A 22,049-nucleotide genomic window follows, 5' to 3' on the forward strand; every position below is an offset into this window, starting at 1 on the left:
GCGAAGAAGGAGTTGTCAGAGCACGCGCGACAAAAATTCGCGCGTGCGGGAATGTTGCGGTGCGTTCAGCACGCTCGCCGGCGGACCGACTTCGATTACCCGGCCGCGATCCATGAACACGATGGTGTCGGCCACCTCCCGCGCAAAGCCGATCTCATGCGTGACGATCACCATCGTGGTCCCGGAGCGCGCCAGTTCCTCGATGACGTCGAGCACTTCGTTCACCAGTTCGGGATCGAGAGCGGATGTCGGCTCGTCGAACAGCAGCACCTTTGGCCGCAATGCCAATGCGCGAGCAATCGCGACCCGTTGCTGCTGGCCGCCCGACAATTGCCGCGGCCACGCGTGCGCCTTATCCGCCAGCCCGACGCGCGCAAGCAGACCCTGGGCGAGCCGCTCCGCTTCCTTGCGCGGCAGGCGGCCAAGCGCGACAGGCGCCTCGACGATGTTGTCCAGCACGCTCAGATGCGGGAAGAGATTGAAGTTCTGAAAAACCATGCCGACGTCCCCGCGACGCCGCAGCACGTCCCTCTCCTTCAGTTCGTAGAGCGTCATGCCTTCACGGCGATATCCGATCAGTTCGCCGTCGATATCGATAAAACCGTCGTCGACGCGTTCGAGATGATTGATCGTGCGCAGCAACGTCGACTTGCCAGAGCCGGATTGACCGAGGACCACCGTCACGCTGCCGGGACGCATGGTGAGCGAAACGTTGTCGAGCACTTTCAGTGCGCCGAAGCTCTTGGAGACGTTGTGGATGACGACCTCGCCGCCTGCGCGCTGATCGATCCAAGGGTTTGCATCGCTGGCGATCTTCGAATCAATCGGCGCGACGGCAGGCCGCGACTCGCCGGACAATGCGGTTCCGTGCCGGCGCGGCCGCCGACGGAAAACAAACCCTGCAAGCGCCTTGATTAAATCGTCGAATGGGGACGACGTTGTGCTGCGCGTGGCCCCGCGCGAGAAATAGCGTTCGACATACACCTGAATCGCCGAGAGCACCGTGAGAATGATCAGATACCACACGGTCGCCACCATCAGCAGCGGGATGACCTCGAGATTGCGCCGATAGATGATCTGCACCGTGTAAAACAGTTCGGGCATGGCGAGCACATAGACCATTGCCGATCCCTTCGCCAGCGAGATGAGATCGTTGAACGCGGTCGGCACGATGGCCCGCATGGCCTGCGGCAGCACGATGCGCCTCGCCTGGCGAAGCCGCGGCAGCCCCAGCGCCGCAGCCGCTTCGAGCTGCCCCTGATCGACCGACAGAATCCCGCCGCGAATCACCTCCGCTGAAAAAGCGGCGTGATTGAGCGTCAGGCCGAGAACGGCCGCGCAGAAAGGACTGATGACCTCGATGGTCGGCCAGTGTGCAAACGCGATGCCGGTAAAGGGAATGCCGATGCTGATGGTCTCGTACAGATAGCCGAGGTTGTTCAGAATGAGTAGCAGCACGATGAGCGGAATCGAGCGGAACAACCACACGAAGACCCACGCGCTGCCTGCCAGAAGCGAAGAACGCGAGACTCTTGCCAGCGCGATGAGCATACCGAGCGCAAAGCCGATCGACGCACCCAGCGCCGTGAGCAGCAGTGTTCGCCCAAGTCCCGAGAGCACCGGTTCCGACAGAAACCATTCGGCAAAAACGCCCCAGCCCCAGCGCGGATTACCCAGCACGGAGTCGAGCACGAGCGCGATCAGGATCGCCGCGACGGCCGCGCCGGCAGTGCGCGCGCAATGCTTCGCGGGCACGACGTGATATCGGTTGCGGTCCCGTTGCGATTCTCCTTGCACGGAACCCGGCGCCTGTACGGCGACTTTAGCGGCTTCGTTCATCGTTCGTACCGTGTTCGTTCTGGTGCCCGTCTGGTGCCCGTTCGTGTCCGTTTATGCAGTCTCGGTCAGCGTGTAGCGGCTTTCCTTGCGCGGCAAGCCAAGATGGTCGCGCAGCGTCGCGCCCGTGAGCGTCGTCTCGTAACGGCCTCGCCGCTGCAGTTCGGGAATCACGTAACGGACGAAATCGTCGAGGCCCTGCGCCTGCACCGCGAAGCCGAGAATGAATCCGTCGGCGGCGTCCGCCTCTATCCAGCGAATGAGCTCATCGGCCACGTATTCGGCCGTTCCCAGGAAATGCGTCTTCGGCGTCGCCACTTCGAGCGCGACTTCGCGCAAGGTTTGCCCCTGGTTGCGCGCGTTGGCCTTGATGCGGTCGGTCGTCGAGCGGAAGCTGTTTCTGCCGATATCGCCGAGTTCGGGGAACGGGGCATCGAGCGGGTACTGCGTAAAGTCGTGATGGTCGAAAAAGCGGCCCAGATAGGCGAGCGCTTCATCGATATTGAGCAGATCGCGAATCGCCCGGTACTTCGCTTCGGCTTCTTCATGCGTCGCGCCGACAATCGGGCCGATGCCGGGGAAGATCTTTACGTGGTCGCGGCTGCGCCCCTGCGCCGCGGCGCTGTCCCTGACGCGCTGCGCGAACAGCCGCGTCTCCTCGACCGAGACCGAATGCGTGAACACCGCATCGGCATACTTGCCCGCCAAGGCGATGCCCGCATCCGACGAGCCGGCCTGAAAGATCACCGGCTGCCCTTGCGGTGAACGCTGGATATTGAGCGGCCCCGCTACCTGAAAAAATTTTCCCTCATGATTCAGCGCGTGCAGCTTGTCGCGATCGAAAAACACGCCGCGCTCGCGGTCACGCACGAATGCATCGTCATCCCAACTGTCCCACAGCCCTTGTGTCACGCTCAGGTATTCGTCCGCGATTTCATAACGCAACGCGTGTTCCGGATGCGATCCGCCGTAGTTCCTGGCGGTGCCTTCGAGCGGCGTCGTGACGACGTTCCAGCCGGCGCGGCCGCCGCTGATCAGATCGAGCGAGGCGAACTGCCGTGCGACCGTGAACGGATCGCTATACGACGTTGAAACCGTACCCGCGAGACCGATCTTCGACGTGACCGTAGCGAGTGCCGACAGGATCGAAACAGGCTCGAAGCGGTTCAGGAAGTGCGGGATCGATTTCTCGTTGATATAGAGACCGTCCGCGACGAATGCGAACGCAATGCCGTTGGCTTCGGCTTTTTGCGCCGTCCCGATCATGAAATCCAGGTTGACGCTGGCATCCGCGGGACCGGCGGGATGCTTCCACGCGTTCATGTGGCTGCCGGCACCTTGCAGCATGATGCCGAATGGGATGTGCTTGCTCATGATGTCGTTCGCCACACAGAAGAAAAAGATTGAAGCGGGTGATGCGTTTGCGCTCGCAAGAGGATCGCCCCGCGTGTCACGACTTCGGCAAACCCGGCGGATTGGTCGCCGCCTTCCCGATTGCCTCGGACTCGAGATGCCAGCGCGCGAGCACCGAACGATACTGTCCGTTCTGGATGAGATCGTTCAGCGCGATGGTGAGCGGATCGGCAAGGCCGCTGCCCTTGCGGGACGTCACCGCGACCTCCGCCGTGCGCGGCCAGCCGCCGCTCAACGTGCCGACCTGGCGCGTCTTGCCTTGCCTCGCTGCATCGTAGGCAAGCACCGCGTTGACGCTGAAAATCGCGTCCGCCCGTCCCGACTGCAGCGCGACGGACTTCACCGCATCGTCGTCGTAGTACTGCACGGAAACCGGCTTGAGTCCGTGCGCGACGTTCTGCCGGTCCCACTCCAGCAGGATCTTTTCCTGATTGGTCCCGGCGTCGGTGATGATCCGCAGACCGGCAACGTCCTTCGGCTCCGCGATTTGCCTGATCGGACTGTCGGTTCTCACATAGAAGCCGATCTGATCCTGCCGGTAGGTCGAAAAGTCGAACTTCGCTTTGCGCTCTTCCGTCACCGTGACGTTGGAAATCACCACGTCGACCTTGCCCGACACAAGGGCCAGCGGCCAGTCCGGCCACGAGAGAATCACGACGTCGAGATGCTTGCCGAGACTGTCCGCAATCAGTTGCGCGAGATCCGGGTCGAATCCGACTACCGTCCTCGCGTCGCTCGCGTAGGTGCTGATCGGCGGATGACTAACAACGATGCCCACCGTCAACGCATTCTTCGCGACGAAACCGAAGTTCGAAGGTATGGCCTTGATGGCGGCCGGGTCCTGCGTGCCGCGAATCCGGTTCTGTTGCGCCGGGCTCAGATCGAAGCTAGGCGCGGCGGCGAGGGCTGGAGCGATGCCGGCCGTCATGACGGCCGTGCTCGCCAATAGAAGCGTTGCAAGATGCGCGTGCAATCTCATCGTCATTTTCTCTATGGGAATTGCAGGTAGGTTTATCGGGTTGCGAGGTGGACTTCTTTCGCGCGAAGATCGTCGAGGGTATCGATGCGGCCCGGAGCGAGTAGATCCTTGCCGTAGCGCAAATGAACATGCACCTCAGGCGGCAAGGACGTGTCGAACAGGCTGGCGTAGCCGGTATTCGTGTACAACGCCCACGCTTCGGGCTGCCGGAAGCCGGTGGTCAGATAAACGCGGGTGTAACCCTGAGCGAGCGCACGCTGTTCGAGCTCTTGCACGACGCGGCGCGCGAGACCCTGGCGGCGCACATCGTCGCGCGTCCAGACACGCTTGAGTTCCGCGGTGCGCGCGTCGTAGCGCTTGAATGCGCCACCGCCGATCGCCGCGCCGTCCCGCAGCAGCAGAATGAATGCGCCCTCCGGCGGCGCAAACGCCTCGGCCGGATAACGCGCGATTTCCTGCGCGGCCGACTCGCCGTTATCCTTGTGAAACGATGCGTAGCGCGTGGCGTACTCGCGCTGTAAAGCGCTCAGCAAAGGCGCGGCGAGCGGATCGAGCGGAGTGGTATCGACAACGCTAAGGCTCATGACGATCGACCGGACGTGCCGGCTTGTCTTCGGGAGCTCACACGATAGCGCGCCGTCGTTCGACGGCTAAACAAGCAATTGGTATATGAATATGGTGCCGCTGCGGCGAACGTTTTTTGATGTCCGTTCGATTGCCCGCGCATCGCTTTCCGTTATCGGCGCATCGTATCCGTCAATAGAACATCATCGCCGCGTGGGCACCGCGGAGAACGACGCGTCGTCCTCCGCAAGATGAAACAGACAATCGCCTCTTCGGACCAGCGCGGGCACGCGTTTGCAGACCACTTCTCCGTCGCTGTCGAAATGGCGAATCACAGGCTCGCGCCATGGCGTATCGGGGAAATGGATTCGCGCAGCGGGTTGCCCATGACTCACTCGTTCGCCGAGTTCGACAAGCGGCTCGTAAACGCCGCTGTCGTAGGCATAAACGTAGTGCCGCGCACCGGCGACGCGTCTGAAACGCGTACTCGCAGGCGGCGATTCCGGCACGAGCGGTCCATGCAGCAGACCGACATGGCCGAGGAAATGCAGCAGCCCCTGGCGCGCCTCGCGAATCAGCGTGGGGTTGACCGTTCCCGCACCGCCCAGTTCGGTCGTGATCGATACCGCGCCTTGACGGCGCGCCGCTGCCGCCGCGTGCACAGAATTCTCGCGATGAATGAACGCGTTCGGCAAGCCGAATGCATTCAGTAAATCGATCAGCCGCGCTTTCTCGGCTTCGTCGCGCGGCTCGATCGCGAGCAGGTTGCCGCCGTGATAGAGCAGTGAACTTCCGCCCGAATGGAGATCGATCAGATAGTCGGCACGCGCGAGCAGCTCGTGCTCGATGTAATGCGCGATGATTTGCGTGGGAGAGCCTCGCGGGTCGCCGGGAAACGCGCGGTTGAGGTTGCCGTCGTCTATCGGGGAGGTCCGTAGACCCTGTTCCACCGCGGGCGCATTGGCGGCCGGCAACACGATGATTTGCCCTGTTACATGCGCGGGATCGATCTCGCGCGTGAGCTGCGCGGCGAGAATCTGCCCTTCGAATTCGTCGCCATGATTGCCGGCCATCACGAGCACGACAGGCCCGCCTCCATTTCGGATCGAAACAACCGGTATGGGCAGCCAGCCGTATGCGGAACGATGCACCGAGTGCGGGAGACGGAGATAACCGGTGTGCCGGCCCGGCACGTCGAAATCGATTTCGCTGACGATCGGATTCAAGTGCATATGAAACGTCCTATGGCAGTGCGGGCAACTCGAGGTTGGAGCGGAAGTCGCCACCTGGGTAATCCGCGTCGAGCAGATCGCGCTTGCGCAGTTCCGGCAGCAGGCCGTTTAGAAGCAGATCTTCCTGATCCGGTTGTCCGAGTCCGTGCAGCGAAACGACGTCCACGAGGCCGGCGCGGTAACGTTCCTCTATGGCATCCGCGAGGCGCTCCGGTGTGCCGGCCACGAACCAGTGTCCCGTTTCCTGTGCCTCTATGATCAGTTCTCGCAGCGTCATGCCTTGCAGCGCATATCGGCGGAAGATCTCCACGCGGCCGCGCCGGCGATTGACGTTCCCCACATCTGGAAGTACCTCGGCCGGCAGCGGCCGATCGAGAGGAAAATCGCTCAGATCGAGTCCACCTCCGAGCATGTCGGAGAGTTTCAGGCGCCCCTGGTGGAAGTCGATGCGCTCATGCTTCTCGCGCAAGCGCCGTGCGACGTCCGCATCCGATTCACCGATCACCGAGTGAAACGAGTTCATGATCAACGGTCCGCCGTCCACGCGTCCCAGTTCGATTGCCTCGCGACGCAATGCGGTGACGAACGCCTCCGCGTCGGTCAGCGTGGGTTGCGATGTATAGACGACCTCGGCATAACGCGCGCCGAGCGTGACGCCCTGCTTCGACTGGCCGGCCTGAAACAGCACAGGACGGCGCTGCGGCGGTGGCGGAACATTGAGCGGCCCTTGCACCTGGAAATGCTGGCCGCGATAGTCGATACGCTTTAGCTTGCGAGGATCGACGGCAACCGCGCCGCTCGCGGTGCGCCGCGCCGCCGTCGTATCGTTGGCATCGAACAGCGCGTTCACGACCTCGATGAATTCGGTGGCGCGCGCATAACGCCTTGCGGGATCGGGTAATCCGGAATCGCCGAAGTTCTCTTCGCCGACAGAAGACGTCACCGCATTCCACGCGGCACGCCCGCCACTCAGATGATCCAATGTACCGATCATGCGCGCGATGTTGTAGGGATGATGGTACGTGGTCGAGACGGTCGCGACCAGCCCGATGTCCGAGGTCACCTGACTCAAACCCGCCAGCGCCACGATCGGCTCCTGGCTGCCCGTTCCACCCGATAATCCTTCGGCATCGGCCTGGAGAAGATCGGCGGTGAAGAGGCCCGTGATCTTCGCGGCCTCTGCCTTGCGAGCCAGATCGGCCGCACGTTTCGCGCCGCGCCGCCGCTCGGCGTCTTCGTTCGCGAACAACACGCTGCCCGCGCCGACGAGCGTCTTCAGTTTTCTCCGTTTCGCAGCGCACATCAGCCGCACCTCACTGCGTGACAAGGCATCGTCTCGTTGCCTGCGCCGCTCATTGTTTCGCACTGTCCGCGAACAGGCGAGTTCATTCGATCATGCATGCGATTGTCTTCCAAAGCCGATGAGAGTGACCCGCGTTATCAGGCGCGGCTTTCGAGTGTATCGATGTTGGCTTCACTAAACATCGGTCGGCGTGGCCGCATTGAACAAATCTTTTTGCCTTTACTTATTCTTCTTGATTGTTTGACCGCGCCGTTCACGGAGAAATACCATCGCGATACTAATCAGATCGGCTCACCAGGCCGCGCGAGCCGACCCATGTCGTACTTCCAGAACTTCCAATGACCGCCTACGCTTTGAGCCTGCTGGACAAGAGCCCTATCGCACGAGGCGAGACAGCGACCCAGGCACTGACGCGCACGATCGACCTCGCGCGCCACGCAGAGGCGTGGGGATACCGGCGCTATTGGCTGGCCGAGCATCACAACACGAGTCAGCTCGCCTGCCCTTCGCCTGAAATCCTGATCGCTTATATCCTTGCACGCACAAGTCGCATACGTGTCGGTTCCGGCGGCGTGATGCTGCAGCACTACAGTCCATACAAGGTTGCGGAGAATTTCAATCTGCTGGCCTCGCTCGCCCCCGGCCGCGTCGATCTCGGCATCGGCAAGGCACCCGGCGGGTTGCCGCTCTCGACGCGCGCGCTGCAATCCGCGCACGACCCCGCGCGCAAACCGGACTTCGCGGCGCTCGCATTCGAGCTGAACGGCCATCTCGTCGATCACCCCGCCGGGAATCGCGAGCACGGTGCTGCCGACGGCGAGGAGCAATTCGGTTCCGTTCTGCGAGCCACGCCGCTGCCGCCGTCGCCTGCGCGCCCTTTCCTGCTCGGAGCGAGCATCGAAAGCGCGGCGCTCGCGGCCCGGCTTGGCTGGGACTTCGTGTACGCGGCTCACATCAACGGCGCACCGGACGAGATCGAGCGCGCTTTCGGGCGCTATCGCGCGGCATCGAACGGACGCAAGCCATTGCTGGCCATCTCCGTCATAGCAGCGGAAAGCGCTGACGAAGCAGCGCGGCTCGCATCTGACACACGGCGCTTTCGCGTGCAAGTCGGCGATCAACAGCCGGTAACGGTGGGCAGCATCGCCCAGGCCGAAGAGTTCGTTCGCCAGGCAGGCGGCGGTGCCCATCGCATCGACGAACGCGAGACGCACATCGTGCATGGCACACCCGACGCCGTCCATGACACGCTCGGCGAACTGCAAGACCGCTATGGCGTGGATGAATTCATCATCGACAACCCGGTGACGGACGCCACGCAACGTATCGCCTCGGTGCGTTTGCTGGCGCGCGGGCTCCTGCACGGCGAAACGCCGCACGCCGCCGAAACAACGCGCGGCTGAAACGATTCCAGCGACTCCAGCGACTCAGCGATGAAAGACACAGTCCGCGTTGCCACTGCCGACGATGCACCGGCACTTTACCGTCTGCTTCAACAGTCGTATGCGCCGCTCGCGCAGCAGGGCATTCACTTCACGATTACTCGCACGCCGTTCGAACAGGTCCGCGAAAAGATTCTGCGCGAATCGACATTCGTGCTCGAACGCACGCATTCGCCGCATGCGGAAACGGAGATCGTCGCCACGCTGACGGTGCGGTTTCCCTGGCTGTCTCAGGACGAGCAGGCGCCGCCGTATCCCTTCATCCACTGGTTTGCCGTTTCCGAACGCTATAAGCGCCAGGGCGCGGGCAGCGCATTGCTGGATCACGTCGAAACCGCGTTCCTGCGCGCGCAGATCAAGGCGCCCGCCACCTATCTCGCGACGGCGGTCGGGCATCCCTGGCTGCGCAACGTCTACGAGCGCCGCGGCTATGAGCCCTTTCGCCACTCCATCAACGCGCTGGGTACGCCGCTCGTGTGGCTACGCAAGATTCTGATCGCGGATATTTACCGCGATCTGCCCGAGGCGAGACGCCCCTCTCGCGACGAGCTCACCACATCCTGATTCCGTGCGCCGCGCGGCGCGGATCTCACTCCACGATTGAACATTCCTGAAGGCATTAATCGATGAATCACTCATTGCGGGCGTCTGGATTCAACCATCGCGTTTCGCTGCGCCAGGCCGCCCTCGCGGTTGTGTTTGCATTCGCGGCACAGCACGCATTGAGCGCGCAAAGCGCGCCTGTCGCCGGCGGCACGCTCAATTGGGGCGTGGAGACCGAACCTCGCACGCTCAATCCGCAGCTCAACGGACAGGACAAGGTCGAACTGCTGCTGCGCAACGCATACGAGAGCCTGCTTGCCCGCAACGCGGACGGCAGTTTCGTGCCGTGGCTCGCAACCGCATACAAGGTATCGGCGGACGGCAAGACCTATACCTTTACGTTGCGCGAAGGCGTGAAGTTCTCCGACGGCGCGACATTCGACGCCGCCGCTGTCGCCCGCAATTTCCTGAATGCGCGCGAGCCGGCCTACTCGGGAGGCAGCAGCCTCGCCACGCTGATTTCGCACGTCGCGGCCGTGACCACGCCGGACAGCCGCACGGTCGAGATCACACTGAAGGAACCGTACTCGCCGTTCCTCACGTTCGCGGCTCGCTTGCCGCTGCTATCGCCCGCTTCGTTCGACCGCCCCAATCTCAAGGCCGGCGGCATCGGCATAGCGGGTACAGGTCCCTTCATCCTGCACAAATACGATAAGGGCCAGGAGATCGAGTTCGTCAAGAATCCCGACTACAGGTGGGCTCCCGCGAATACCGGCCATCAAGGCGCGGCGTATCTGGATCGCGTCGTATATCGCTTCCTGCCCGAATCGTCGGTTCGCACAGGCGCGTTGCTTTCGGGACAGGTCGACGTGATCGAAGGCGTGTCGGGCAACGACGCCGGGTTGATCCGCAAGAATCCGGATTTCAGCTACCGGCAGGCACTCAACACGGGCACGCCCTATTCGCTGTTTCTCAACGTGACGTATGGTCCGACGCAGGACCCCAAGGTGCGTCGCGCGCTGCTCGAAGGTCTCGATGTCGGCGGCATTATCCAGTCGATCTATCGCGGGCAGCGCACCCGCGCGTGGGGCATCGTGTCGCCGATCGACCCGCTGTACGACAGGCGGATCGAACAGGCCTACGGCAACAACCCGACGCTCGCGAATTCGCTGCTGGACGAGGCCGGCTGGAGCACGCGCGACAGCGCCGGCTTCAGGACCAGGCATGCCCAGCGCCTGACCATCGACGTGATCCAGGCGCAAGCCACCGTGCGCGATCAGCGCGACGTGCTGTTGCAGGCGCTACAGGCCCAGGCGCGCCAGCGTCTGGGCGTCGACCTGAAGATCAACTATGTCGACGACGGTACCTACACGGATCTCCGCAAGAGCGGCAAGTTCGGCGCCATCGCGAACTCCAACACGCCGCCGGACGGCATCGACATCGAAGGCCACTATCTTCCTGTCGACCGCGGCGGTGCGCTGAACTACAGCCGCAGTCCGGCACCCGAACTGAGCCGGTGGCTGCAAGCCGCCGCCGGCACGCAAAACACCGCGGAACGCAAGAAGGCCTACGGCGAGCTGCAGCAGTTCGCGATCAAGGAGCAGGCGCTCGCCGTGCCGCTCTACGAACCCGAGGACCAGATCGCGGCGGCAACCTACGTGCAGGGCATCCGCTTTCGCCCGTTCGCGCAGATGCCGGAGAACCCGTACGACATCTGGCTCACGCGACGTTGAACGCGACCGCCGCGCCGCTCGACGCAAGGTAATCCGACATGAATCCGCCACGCATACTGCCCGAACTCGCCGCCGAGCGAACTTCGCGTCCCGCCCTCGCCACGCCGAAACACGGGCTGCGTCGCGTAGCGCGCGGCTTGCGGGCGTTGCTGCGCTCGCCGGGGCTCACGCGCATCGCGACTGGACTGCTGGTGCTGTGGGCAGCCGTGTCGCTGTCGTTCGCCGCCGTACAACTGGCGCCCGGCGACATCGTCAGTCTCCTGATCGGCGAACAGGTCAGCACGCCGGCAATCGAAGCGGCGATCCGTCAGGAATGGGGACTCGACGAACCGCTTTACCTTCGGTATCTGCACTACCTGTGGCGCGTCCTGCACGGGAATTTCGGCCGCTCGTACATCCTCAACACGGACGTCGCCGCGCTCGTGTCGAGCCAACTACGGCCGACGCTCAAGCTCACCGGCTGCGCGCTCGTCGTGACGATAGTCTTCGCCGTCGGGCTTGCCGTGCTGACGGCGGGCCGGCGCTGGGGCGGCCGGCTGGCGTCGGGCATCGAACTCGTGCTGGCATCGACGCCGTCGTTCTGGCTCGGCATCGTGCTGCTGTTCATCTTCAGCTTCACGCTGCGGCTCTTTCCCGTTGCCGGAGACCGGGGCTTCGCGTCGCTGGTTTTGCCCGCCGTTTCGCTCGGTCTCGCGCAGGGAGCGGTCGTCGGCCAGGTGCTGCGTCATGGACTCACGCGGGCGCTCGACGAACCCTTCGCGCTGACCGTGCGCTCGTGGGGCGTGAGCGGCAGCGCACTGCGCTTTCGTCACGCGTTGCGCCATGCCGCGCTACCCGCGGTGACGCTCGCCGGCTGGCTCTTCGGCGGGCTGTTGAGCGGCGCCGTCATCACGGAGCAGGTCTTCGGCCGTCCCGGCCTCGGCAAGATCACCGTGGATGCGGTGCTCGCGAAGGATATGCCGGTCATTCTCGCGATCGCCATTTTTTCCGCGCTGATCTACGTCGTGCTGAGCACGGTCGTCGATCTGCTCTACCTGCTGATCGACCCGCGCCTGCGTGAGCGGCGCACGCGCCATTGAGGAAAGCCGCCCTGTCGACCGAATCCGTTTCATACCTTCCGTCCCTCGCGATCAGTCGTGCCTCGAGCTGGGCGTTGCGCCATTCGCCCCTCGTGCTTGCCGCGAGCTATCTGCTGTTGTGCGCGCTCGCCACGCTCGAGCCGTCGTGGCTCGCGCGCGCCGATCCGCTCGCGGCCGATCCGCTCGCCGCGCAACTCGGCAGCAGCGGCGAACACTGGCTGGGCACCGATCAGCTTGGACGCGACATTTTCTCGAGAGTCGTTCACGGCGCGCGTTACTCGCTGAGCATCAGCGCCGCGGCCATCGTCATTGCGGCGCTGTTCGGCACCGTCGCGGGCCTGATCGCGGGTCTCGCGCGCGGCTGGCTCGACGAACTGATCACCCGCCTGCTCGACGTCGTCTCGTCGTTCCCGGACCTGCTGCTCGCCTTGATGCTCATTTCGTTCACCGGACCCGGCACGTTCAACCTCATCGTCGCGCTCGGCGTCGCGTCGATTCCGCGCTTCGCGCGTGTCGTTCGCAGCCAGACCTTCGTGGTGATGGAGTCCGGCTATGTCGAACAGGCGCGCACCTTCGGCCTGACATTCCCGGTGCTGGTCTGGCGCCACGTCCTCCCGCATGCCGTCGCCCAGGTGCCGATTCTCGCCACCGTCGGACTCGGCGGCGCGATCATCGGCACGGCCGGTCTGAGCTTTCTCGGCATGGGTCCGCAGCCGCCCACGGCCGAATGGGGCTTGATGCTCGCCGAAGGCCGCAACTATCTCTACAACGCCTGGTGGATTGCCGTATGGCCGGGTATCGCCATCACGCTGACGGTCATGTCGGTGAGCGCGCTCGGCCGCTACTGGCAGGCCCGCTTCGAAGGACGGGAGTATTCATGAAACCCGCTTTCGAGCCGGGCATCGCGGCGGCGTCGCACGATGCGCCCATCGTGCGGGTCAGGAACCTCACTATCGGATTTCGCACGCGCAGCGAAGTCAAAACCGTCGTGTCCCATCTCGATCTGACGATACGGGCCGGCGAATGCGTCGCGCTGGTCGGCGAATCGGGCTCGGGCAAGTCCGTTACCGCGCGTGCCCTGATCGGCCTGAACGGCGCACGCGCCGAACTGAGCGCGGAGCGCTTCGACATCGCGAGCCGCGACGCACGCCGCCTGAGCGAGCGCGAATGGCGCCGCATCCGCGGCCGCGAGATCGGCTATGTGCTGCAGGACGCGCTGATCTCGCTGGACCCGCTTTGCCGGGTTCGAAGCCTGCTCGCCGAAGCGCTCGGCGCGCAGACCAAACTGCGGCGCAGTGAAATCGACGCGCGCAGCATCGAGATCCTGCAATCGGTGGGTATTCCCGACGCCGCGCGCCGTTTGCCGCACTATCCGCATCAGCTTTCCGGCGGACTGCGCCAGCGCGTGCTGATCGGCACGGCCATCGCCGGACGCCCGGCGCTGCTGATTGCGGACGAGCCCACGACCGCGCTCGACATGACGGTTCAAAAGCAGATTCTCGAACTGCTGCATCAGCGCCGTGCCGCGGGCGACGCACTGCTGCTGATCAGCAATGATCTGGCGCTCGTCGGCCAGTTGGCCGATCGCGTGCTGGTGATGAAGGCGGGTCGCGTGGTGGAGGAAGGCCCCGCGCATGAGGTGCTTGCCGCGCCCAATCATCCCTATACGCGCCTGTTGCTGCAAGCCGTGCCCACTGTGGAATCGCGCGGTTATCGTCTCGCAGCGGCGGAGCCGGCGCGCGACGACGGCACCTTGCCGCGCGTACTCAGCCGCATACCGTTGCCTGAAAAACACATCGACGCCCGCTCGCACGTGCTGTCGGTCGAATCGGTTTCGAAGCGGTACGGCTCGCGTGCCGACGCTCCGCTCGCGGTGGATGACGTATCGTTCACGCTGGCGAAAGGCGAGACGCTCGGCATCGTCGGCGAATCGGGGTCCGGCAAGACGACCGTGGCGAAGATCGTCCTCGGCCTGGTGGCGCCCGACATCGGCCGGGTGCTGCTCGACGGCGAGCCGTGGAGCGCGGTGCCGGAAGCGAGGCGCAGGAGCCGACGTCCCGGTCTTCAGCTCATCGCACAGGACCCGTACAGTTCGTTCGATCCGCGCTACACGGTCGGCCAGATCATCGCCGAGAGCCTGGACGCCGCCAACGTTCGCGGCGCCGAACGGCGCCGGCGTGTATTACAGGCACTCGACGAGGTGAAGCTCGGCGCCGCCTGCATCGACCGTTACCCGCGTGATCTGTCTGGCGGACAGCGTCAACGCGTCGCGATCGCGCGTGCGTTCGCTCCGAATCCGGCGCTGCTCGTCGCCGACGAGCCCGTCAGCGCGCTCGATGTCTCGATCCAGGCGCAGGTGCTCGATCTGCTCGCCGAACTCCAGGCCGAGTACGGAACCTCGATGCTGTTCATCTCGCACGATCTGGCCGTCGTCCATCATGTGTCCGACCGCATCATCGTGATGAAGAGCGGTCGGGTCGTGGAGAGCGGCCCCGTCGCAACGGTGTTCTCCGCGCCTGTGCACTCTTATACCCGCACGTTGCTGGACGCGTTGCCCGAGTTGCCGGAATTCGATGCGTGCTATCGCCGCTATGGATCAGGCGAGCGTGACGAGCAGCGCTAACGTGCCGTATCTCTCTCTTGAACACCGCGACGGCAGACTCATTGGCGTCATGCCGTCGCGGCTTCCCGTCAGAACTTCACGCGCAAGCCCGACAACACCGCGACCTGACGGTTCGTCGACGAGGCGGTGCCGGCATCGGCAATCGCCGCGATCGTGCGGTAGCCCGAGCCGACCCGCGTCGACGCGTCGCCGACCGCAAGCTGATACACGCCGGACAGATACACGTCGGTGCGCTTCGACAATGCATAGTCGACACCCAGCGTGAACTGATGCCAGCGCGGCTTCAGATTCGCACCATTGGTTCCCGGCAGGTTGGTCGCGCGGCCGTCCGTGTAGGTGTAGACGCCGATCAGCGTCAGCGCGGGCGTGAACAGGTAGCGCGCATTCAGATCGTAGTTGTTGAACTTGCGCGACGAGCCGTCGTTGTAGTCGAGCTGCGTATGGCTCCATGCGAAACCGACCGTTGCGCGGCCGAATGCGTAGTTGGTGCCCGCCACGGCGATCTGCTGGCGCAGCACGCCGCCGTTCAGTCCGTAGAAAAACGCGCCGCTGTAGTCGTCGCCGGTGGTGGTCGATGCGCCGCCGACCGCACCACTCGTGTTCGACGTCGTATCCGGATGATTCAGCACCACGTAGCCGCCGCCGATCGACAACGGTCCGTTCACGTAGTTCGCCGAGATGCCCCACGCGCGGTTGTTGCCGAAGCCTGTTCCGCTGCCGCCGTTCGCCTGGTTGCTGAACGCATACAGGCCGTCCACCGTGAATCCGGCAATCGTGTCGCTGCGGAACTTGACTGCGTTATTGACGCGGAAAGTCTGGTTCAGGTTGTCGTTATCGCCGACGTGTGTCGACGGCGACCAGAAACCGGAGCCCGCGTATTGCGCCGCGAGATCGGCGAGCGGTTCATACTGGCGTCCGAACGTCAGCGTGCCGATGCCCGTTTTCTGGACGCCGACAAATGCCTGCCGTCCGAACTCGCGACCGCCCTGGCCCAGCGTGCCGTCGTTGGGACGGAAACCGCCCTCGATGGTGAAGACGGCTTTCCATCCGTCGCCCAGGTCCTCGCTGCCTTTGAGACCCCATCGGCTGCCGCTCAACTTGCCGCTCGTCTGCTGGAAGTTGCTCGCGCCCTTCTGGTTGTTCGTATAGGTAATGCCCGCATCCACGAGCCCGTACAACGTGACCGAGCTTTGCGCCTGAGCGGCGAGTGGTGCAATTGCAAACAGGCCTGCGGCGCTGGCGAGAGCGACTCGTTTCATCGTTACCCCTTGTTGTCGTGTTAAACGTCATCGATTGAAAGGGGTCCAATTTTAGGTTGACGAAAGACGGGGTAGAAACATCGAAATCGGGTTTGCTACGGATTGCTCCGCGCATTTGAAATTCGGCGAGGGCTGGAAATGCATTTCCTCGGCGGCGGTATTTCGACTTGTATGTGAGTGCGGAGCAGCGGACGACACGTGGCGTATAAGGCGGAATTTCCCCGCATACTCGCAAAAGGTGTCTTACCCAATACCAGTCTTTCGGCGTCTGGCGGCACGCTTGACGAGAACATCGAAGCGCCGCCATGGCCCACTTCGCATCGCACAGGAGCCCACGCCGGGTGCGAATCGTCACTGCCTTGATCGCTCGCGACAGCGGCGACTGCTCGATGTGCAGCCGTTCAGCGGAGCTGAGCGAAGTGGAGTTCTTCAGCCACGACAAGGAAGCAACGAAGGTCGCGCAGTTCCATCCGATTTCATCCCACCGACACGGGAAAGCCGTGATGTCTGGCAGACCACGCCACCAGAAGTGTCGCCAGCAACAGCATTAGCAGCGCAGGAGAGAAAGCCCCCACACCGAGACGATCCAGTAGCACGCCACCAACGATGCCCCCACCGGCAATCGCCGTGTTCCAGGCAGTGACCAGCATGGACTGCGCGACATCAGCAGCATCGCCCGCCGTCTTGGCAAGTGCGGTCTGAAACAAGGTCGCAGCGCCGCCGAAAGCCAGTCCCCAGGCACCCACTGCCGCATAGACGGCGATGGGCTCGGTGCCTGCCATGCCCAGCACCAACGCCGAAAGTCCGAACAAGACCGTGCTCGCCAGCGTCAGTGCGCGCAGGTACTGGTCGATCAGCACGCCGATGATCCAGACACCCAGCAGCGATGTGATGCCGAAAACCAGCAGCACCAGATCCGTGCGGTCCACCATGCCGGCCATCACCAGAAACGGGGCGATGTAGGTGTAGAGGATGTTGTGTGCGAGGACGAAGGCCAGCACCACGAACAACACCGGGCGAATACCCGGCAGGGTGAACACATGCCGCAACGAAAGGCGTTTGCCCACGGCCTGCCCCGCGAAGTCCGGTACTTTCAGGCGCACCCAGACCATCAGCATCAGCGCCAGCACGCTCATGATGCCAAAGCACATGCGCCACCCCACCAGATCGCCAAGGAAGGTGCCGGCAGGCACGCCCAGCGAAAGCGCCAGCGGGGTGCCCACCATGGCGATCGCGATGGCGCGGCCTTGCTGGTGCTCGGGCACCATGCGCGCGGCATAGCCGGCCAGCAGCGCCCACAACAAACCCGCCGAGACGCCCGCCAGGAAGCGCGCCACCATGGTCAGCGCATAGCTGGTGGAAAGCGTCGTCACTGTGTTGGCGATGGCGAAGCCGGCAATGGCGGCCAGCAGCAACGGCCGGCGACGCATCCCTTGTGTGGCGGCGATCAGCGGAATCGCGGCCACCAGGGAGCCGATGGCATAGATGGTGACGGTCTGGCCGACCCATGCCTCGGAGACGGCCAGTCCCCGCGCCATCTGGGGCAGCAAGCCGGCCGGCAGCGCTTCGGTCAGGATGGTGATGAAAGCCGCCATGGCAAGCGCCAGCAGCGATGCGAGAGGCATGCGGTCCTGAGTTGCCGAAGTCATCGCGCACCCTCCAAGGCACCGTAGACCGCATCGCGCAGATCGGTGACGAAACGACCCGACATGCCTTCGTACAACGTGTTGGTGAAGGCGACGACGCTGAGTCCCCGCACCCGATCCACGAACCAGGCATGGCCGTAGGCACCGCCCCAACGCCAAGTGCCTTCCGACTCGGGCGAAGCTGCCAACGCCTGGTCGCGCAAGACCGAGAACCCCAGCCCGAAGCCGAAGCCCGGCGCATTGGGCAGTTCCTGACCGCCCGTCTGATCGCGCGCCATCTCCGCGATCAATTCGTTGGGCAGGAGCGCACCGCAACCCTGGCGCAAGGCTTCCAGCAGGCGCAGGAAGTCTTCGGCTGTTCCCGCCATGCCCGCGCCACCCGAAGGAAATGCCTGCGGATCGAAGATGCGCGCAGGGCTGTAGGGGATGCCGACCGCCCCCTCGAAGGGCGAAACGATTTCGCCTTCCGCCAGCGGGTGCGGCTGAGGCGTGTCATTCACATAGGCGGTCGCCACGCGCTGCGCATCCAGCGCGACAAAGCCGGTATCCGCCATGCCCAGCGGGCCGGTCACGAGCTGGCGCACGGCTGCGTCCAGTGGCTCGCCATGCACCTGCTCGATCAAGGCGCCCAGCACGTCGGTTGCCAGCGAATAGCCCCAGGCCGTGCCCGGTTCGTACAGCAGCGGCACGGTGGCGATGCGGCGCAGGTTCTCTCCCAGACTGATACCGGACGCATCCATGCCATCCGACACGCCGGCCCGCGCATAAGGGCCGTCCGCATCAGCCTCGAAGAAGCGGTAGTCCAGTCCCGCCGTGTGGCTGAGCAATTGCCGGGTAGTGATCCGCGCAGGTCGGCCATCGGCCAGCCGTGGCCGGAACTCGGGCAACCAGCGGTCGATGCCGTCATCCAGATTGAGTCGACCTTGCGCCACCAGCACCAGCGCCGCCGTCGAGACGATCGGCTTGCTCACCGACGCCAGACGGAAGACCGCATCCACGGTCATCGTCCGACGGCTCTCGCGGTCGGCCCAGCCGGCGGCCTGGCGGTGAATCAGTTCGCCGTCGCGGGCTACCAGTACCACGGCACCGACCAGGCGCCGCCCGTCCAGTGCCTGTTGAACCGCGGCCTGAATCCGGGTGGACAGAGACGCGGGCGGGACGCCTGTGCGCAGCGGAAATGCGGCAATCGTCACGGGGACTTCCTTTCATCAATGAACATTCCCGTCACGATAGAAGGTCTTCGATTAAAGAAAAACTGGAGTACAGTTCATTTCTTACCGGAACTATTTGTCCGCAATGGAGGTACGAGGTGGACAGCCTGAACGGCTTCGTGGTGTTCGTGCAGGTCGCCGAGACACGCAGCTTTGTCGCGGCCGGTCGGCTGCTGGGCGTATCGGCATCCGCCATCGGCAAGAGCGTGGCGCGGCTGGAAGAAAAGCTCGGCGTGCGCCTGTTCCACCGCAGCACGCGCAGCGTCACGCTGACAGCCGAGGGCACGCTGTTCCTGGAGCGCAGCCGCCGCATCCTTGCTGAAATCGAGGCGGCGGAACTGGAGCTGTCGCAGGCCACGGCTTTGCCGCGCGGTCGCTTGCGGGTCAGCTTGCCCCTGGTCAGTTCGCTGGTGCTGCCCGTGCTCGGCGAGTTCATGCGCGAGTACCCGGCCATCGAGCTGGACCTGGACTTCACCGACCGGCTGGCCGATGTGATCGAGGAAGGTTTCGACGCCGTGGTCAGAACCGGCGACCCGACGGACTCGCGCTTGTCCGCGCGCAGGCTGGGCGCCTTTCGTTCGATGCTGGTCGCCTCGCCCGACTACCTGGCGCGGCGAGGTACGCCCAAAGTGCCTGCGGATCTGCTGGAGCACACCTGCTTGCACTACCGCTTTCCCAACAGCGGCAAGCTGGAAACATGGGCGTTGCGCCGTGCTGCCGGCGAGCCCGAGTTGCCATTGCCGACCTCGATGATCTGCAACAACATCGAGACGCGCGTGTGCTTTGCACTACAAGGCTTGGGGATCGCCTATCTGCCGGAATTCTCGATCAAGGAGCCGCTGGCGGATGGACGGTTGCGCACCGTTCTGGTCGATCACGTGGAACGCACCGGCGTCTTCCACGTGCTCTGGCCCGCCAGCAAGCATCCCTCTCCGAAAGTCCGGGCCTTGGTCGATTTCCTGTGTGCTCGGGTATTTCCGTCCGCCCGGCTGTATCCGTAGTCGCCCCGCGAGGCGTCCGACGTCTGAGCGTCCCGAAAGAACTAGGCGCCGGCTTGCAGCAGCCGGTCGTCGATGAAGCGTACGTGGCCAATCAGCCGGTCCGCTTCCGGCAACGCGTGGACACCGTCCACGACGAAGCCGACGAAGCGGTCGCGCTCGCTGCGCACGCGATCCATGGCCGCCTGGCCGTCTACCCGCACCCCCTCGACGCGGACGCCAAATGCGTCGGCGTGGCTCGCGGCATGCGCGGCTTCCGCCGCCGCGATCAGCAGCTTCGACGGCATGCACCCCACTCTTGCACACGTCGTGCCGTATTCACCGCCTTCGATGATCACGGCCGTGCGGCCTTCGGCTTTGGCGCTGCGGTAGGCCGACAGCCCGGCCGTGCCTGCGCCGATAACGGCGACGTCTGTACGAACGGTGCGCATGGCGATCTCTCCTGTCGAGGCTGGGTGCGGGAACTACGGGTTACCTGACTGCCGGGAAGTCGAGCGTCGTGTCGTTCACGCGATTCACGAGATTCGTGAACGTAATCGACGCGATGGCGAGGTTGATTTCGATGATCTGGCGGTCGGTGTAACCCGCCGCGCGCACCGCATCGACGACCGCTTCGGGCACCGTTCCGCGCGTACCGACCAGCGTACGCACATACGTCACCAGCGCGTCCCGCTTCGCGTCGCCCGTTGCAACGCCGGCACGCACCTGCTTCATGTCATCGCCCGACAGCCCGGCGAGCTTGCCCATCAACGTATGCGCGGCGACACAGTAGTCACAGCCCACGTGTTCGCTGACGGCCAGCTTGATCACTTCGATGTCCGCCTTGCCAAGCGTGCTGGCAGCCACCGCTGCGTCGAACGCGAGCGCCGCGCCGAGCGCTTCGGGGCTGTGCGTGCCGACGGTCGCGTACGCATTGGGTACCTTGCCGACGGCCTTCTTGATCTTCGCGAACACTTCAGCGGCCGCGCCGGTTGCTTCCTCAGGGCGAATGGTGGTCAGACGGGACATGATTGACTCCTTCCTTCAGGGTTGAGGGTTGAACTGCTTAGCCATGTCGTATGGCATGGGAGTCAGTGTAGGGATGTGCGGCGAGTTCCTTAATGCCATACTTCCGCAACTTCATGCTCAAACGTCTCATATGGAACTGCTGGACCGACTCCTCTCGCTGATGCCGGTCACCGGACGGCTGGATGTACGGTGCCACTTCGGCTCGCCGTGGCGCATCGACCATCCCGAGTCGAACGAGTGGGAATTCCCCTATCACGTGCTGTTGCGCGGCGAGGCTGTCGTCGAAAGCGACACTGGAGGGAACAGTGAACCGGCGCTTCGCATGAAAGCCGACGACATTGTGCTGTTTCCTTCCGGCAGCGCTCACAGCTTGCACGACGGCAGCGGCAATCCCCCCCGGGCGGCACGCGAGCGGCACAAGGACGGATTGACCATTGCCACGAACGGCAACGCACGCGGAGGCGCCGATGTGTTGTGCGGGCGCTTCGTGCTGCCGGCCGTGCCGCAGCAACTGATGCGCGACCATCTGCCGGGACGTTTGCTGGTGAGCAGCGTGAGCGAGGGCGACGGACAGGCGCGCGACGCCGCGTTTGCAGCAACCCGGCTTGCCCGACTCATTGAATTGATGCGCGAGGAAGCGTTCGAGCAACGCCCGGGCAGCGCGACGGTCGTGAATCAGCTTTCGGGCGCGCTGTTTGCGCTGACCCTGCGCTGCGCCTCCGATACCGATCAAGCCCCGCGCGGCCTGCTTGCGCTTGCGCAGCGTCAGCGCCTGCAGCCGGCTCTCGCCGCCATGTTCGACGAACCAGAGAAGCCGTGGACTTTGCCGAAGCTGGCTGAACTCTGTCACATGTCGCGCGCTACGTTCGCACGCCACTTCGAAGAAGCCATCAACCGCTCAGCGAGCGACGTGCTCACGGACATTCGCATAGCGCTCGCTGGACGCAAACTGGCGCAGACGGGGATGTCTGTGGCCGAGATCGGGGAAGCGGTGGGATATCAATCGGAAGCCGCGTTTCAGCGCATGTTCAAACGGCAGGTAGGCATGACGCCAGCGAAGTGGCGCGCCCGTTCCTCGAGAAGCGGGGCATTCGAAGATGGTTCCGTGTGAGGAACCTGCGGGTACCCACCCTATCGGCCTGGCGCTCTTCTTCCACGACTGACCGTTGCGATGGGCGAA

18 protein-coding genes and 2 pseudogenes are annotated in these 22,049 nt (G+C 64.0%); 8 read left to right on the top strand and 12 right to left on the bottom strand.

What is annotated here, in order from left to right; all coding sequences use genetic code 11:
• Positions 1 to 15: 15 nt before the first annotated feature.
• From ACTJLC_RS27785 to ACTJLC_RS27810, 6 genes are all read right to left on the bottom strand, one after another.
• The gene (locus ACTJLC_RS27785; protein WP_310133658.1) at positions 16 to 1,839 is read right to left on the bottom strand and encodes an amino acid ABC transporter permease/ATP-binding protein; all 1,824 of its coding nucleotides are present in this window, start codon (positions 1,837 to 1,839) and stop codon (positions 16 to 18) included.
• Between the two features lie 51 nt (positions 1,840 to 1,890).
• Positions 1,891 to 3,210, bottom strand: coding sequence for an LLM class flavin-dependent oxidoreductase (locus ACTJLC_RS27790; protein WP_440845842.1), 1,320 nt, complete (start codon positions 3,208 to 3,210; stop codon positions 1,891 to 1,893).
• Between the two features lie 76 nt (positions 3,211 to 3,286).
• Positions 3,287 to 4,228: an ABC transporter substrate-binding protein gene (locus ACTJLC_RS27795; protein ID WP_310133712.1), complete on the bottom strand. Its 942-nt coding sequence runs from the start codon at positions 4,226 to 4,228 to the stop codon at positions 3,287 to 3,289.
• A gap of 32 nt (positions 4,229 to 4,260) precedes the next feature.
• A complete protein-coding gene (locus ACTJLC_RS27800; protein WP_073428017.1) occupies positions 4,261 to 4,812 on the bottom strand; it encodes a GNAT family N-acetyltransferase in 552 nt (183 codons plus the stop codon).
• A gap of 183 nt (positions 4,813 to 4,995) precedes the next feature.
• Positions 4,996 to 6,024: a succinylglutamate desuccinylase/aspartoacylase family protein gene (locus ACTJLC_RS27805; protein ID WP_310133664.1), complete on the bottom strand. Its 1,029-nt coding sequence runs from the start codon at positions 6,022 to 6,024 to the stop codon at positions 4,996 to 4,998.
• Positions 6,025 to 6,034: 10 nt separating this feature from the next.
• The gene (locus ACTJLC_RS27810; RefSeq protein ID WP_244219901.1) at positions 6,035 to 7,351 is read right to left on the bottom strand and encodes an NtaA/DmoA family FMN-dependent monooxygenase; all 1,317 of its coding nucleotides are present in this window, start codon (positions 7,349 to 7,351) and stop codon (positions 6,035 to 6,037) included.
• A gap of 314 nt (positions 7,352 to 7,665) precedes the next feature.
• Here ACTJLC_RS27810 and ACTJLC_RS27815 point away from each other — a divergent pair, with 314 nt between their 5' ends.
• The 6 genes from ACTJLC_RS27815 to ACTJLC_RS27840 all read left to right on the top strand — a co-directional run bounded on the left by ACTJLC_RS27815 (position 7,666) and on the right by ACTJLC_RS27840 (position 14,747).
• On the top strand, positions 7,666 to 8,730 hold the full coding sequence (locus tag ACTJLC_RS27815) for an LLM class flavin-dependent oxidoreductase (RefSeq protein WP_310133668.1): 1,065 nt from the start codon (positions 7,666 to 7,668) through the stop codon (positions 8,728 to 8,730).
• A 30-nt stretch (positions 8,731 to 8,760) separates the two neighbouring features.
• Complete coding sequence (locus ACTJLC_RS27820; protein WP_310133670.1) at positions 8,761 to 9,333, top strand: GNAT family N-acetyltransferase; 573 nt, start codon at positions 8,761 to 8,763, stop codon at positions 9,331 to 9,333.
• 62 nt (positions 9,334 to 9,395) lie between these two features.
• A complete protein-coding gene (locus ACTJLC_RS27825) occupies positions 9,396 to 11,045 on the top strand; it encodes an ABC transporter substrate-binding protein (protein WP_310133672.1) in 1,650 nt (549 codons plus the stop codon).
• Between the two features lie 38 nt (positions 11,046 to 11,083).
• The gene (locus ACTJLC_RS27830) at positions 11,084 to 12,124 is read left to right on the top strand and encodes an ABC transporter permease (protein ID WP_310133675.1); all 1,041 of its coding nucleotides are present in this window, start codon (positions 11,084 to 11,086) and stop codon (positions 12,122 to 12,124) included.
• Positions 12,125 to 12,198: 74 nt separating this feature from the next.
• A complete protein-coding gene (locus ACTJLC_RS27835) occupies positions 12,199 to 13,005 on the top strand; it encodes an ABC transporter permease (protein WP_310133678.1) in 807 nt (268 codons plus the stop codon).
• Complete coding sequence (locus ACTJLC_RS27840; protein ID WP_440845846.1) at positions 13,002 to 14,747, top strand: dipeptide ABC transporter ATP-binding protein; 1,746 nt, start codon at positions 13,002 to 13,004, stop codon at positions 14,745 to 14,747. Before ACTJLC_RS27835 ends, ACTJLC_RS27840 begins: the two co-directional genes overlap by 4 nt.
• 68 nt (positions 14,748 to 14,815) lie before the next feature.
• Here the strand turns inward: ACTJLC_RS27840 and ACTJLC_RS27845 are convergent, their stop codons facing one another.
• The 4 genes and pseudogenes from ACTJLC_RS27845 to ACTJLC_RS27860 all read right to left on the bottom strand — a co-directional run bounded on the left by ACTJLC_RS27845 (position 14,816) and on the right by ACTJLC_RS27860 (position 18,845).
• Complete coding sequence (locus tag ACTJLC_RS27845) at positions 14,816 to 16,006, bottom strand: porin (RefSeq protein WP_073428011.1); 1,191 nt, start codon at positions 16,004 to 16,006, stop codon at positions 14,816 to 14,818.
• Positions 16,007 to 16,364: 358 nt separating this feature from the next.
• A pseudogene (locus ACTJLC_RS27850) lies at positions 16,365 to 16,476 on the bottom strand (LysR family transcriptional regulator); the annotation flags it as partial.
• A 6-nt stretch (positions 16,477 to 16,482) separates the two neighbouring features.
• A complete protein-coding gene (locus tag ACTJLC_RS27855) occupies positions 16,483 to 17,655 on the bottom strand; it encodes an MFS transporter (RefSeq protein WP_310133684.1) in 1,173 nt (390 codons plus the stop codon).
• Positions 17,652 to 18,845 carry a serine hydrolase domain-containing protein gene (locus ACTJLC_RS27860; RefSeq protein ID WP_310133687.1) on the bottom strand — a complete coding sequence of 398 codons (1,194 nt, stop codon included), beginning with the start codon at positions 18,843 to 18,845 and terminating at the stop codon, positions 17,652 to 17,654. The genes ACTJLC_RS27855 and ACTJLC_RS27860 overlap by 4 nt, the downstream gene beginning before the upstream one ends.
• A 116-nt stretch (positions 18,846 to 18,961) precedes the next feature.
• Here ACTJLC_RS27860 and ACTJLC_RS27865 point away from each other — a divergent pair, with 116 nt between their 5' ends.
• Positions 18,962 to 19,864 (top strand): LysR family transcriptional regulator, encoded by a 903-nt coding sequence (locus ACTJLC_RS27865; RefSeq protein ID WP_310133689.1) that lies wholly within the window; start codon positions 18,962 to 18,964, stop codon positions 19,862 to 19,864.
• Between the two features lie 53 nt (positions 19,865 to 19,917).
• Here ACTJLC_RS27865 and ACTJLC_RS27870 read toward each other — a convergent pair.
• Positions 19,918 to 20,292: pseudogene (locus ACTJLC_RS27870) on the bottom strand (FAD-dependent oxidoreductase); the annotation flags it as partial.
• Between the two features lie 40 nt (positions 20,293 to 20,332).
• The gene (locus ACTJLC_RS27875) at positions 20,333 to 20,869 is read right to left on the bottom strand and encodes a carboxymuconolactone decarboxylase family protein (RefSeq protein WP_310133692.1); all 537 of its coding nucleotides are present in this window, start codon (positions 20,867 to 20,869) and stop codon (positions 20,333 to 20,335) included.
• Between the two features lie 130 nt (positions 20,870 to 20,999).
• Between ACTJLC_RS27875 and ACTJLC_RS27880 the strand changes: the two genes are divergently transcribed.
• Positions 21,000 to 21,980 carry a cupin domain-containing protein gene (locus tag ACTJLC_RS27880; protein WP_440845850.1) on the top strand — a complete coding sequence of 327 codons (981 nt, stop codon included), beginning with the start codon at positions 21,000 to 21,002 and terminating at the stop codon, positions 21,978 to 21,980.
• The last annotated feature ends 69 nt before the right edge of the window (positions 21,981 to 22,049 follow it).

The sequence above is a fragment of the Paraburkholderia sp. 22099 genome, assembly GCF_052045835.1.
Classification (GTDB): domain Bacteria; phylum Pseudomonadota; class Gammaproteobacteria; order Burkholderiales; family Burkholderiaceae; genus Paraburkholderia; species Paraburkholderia terricola.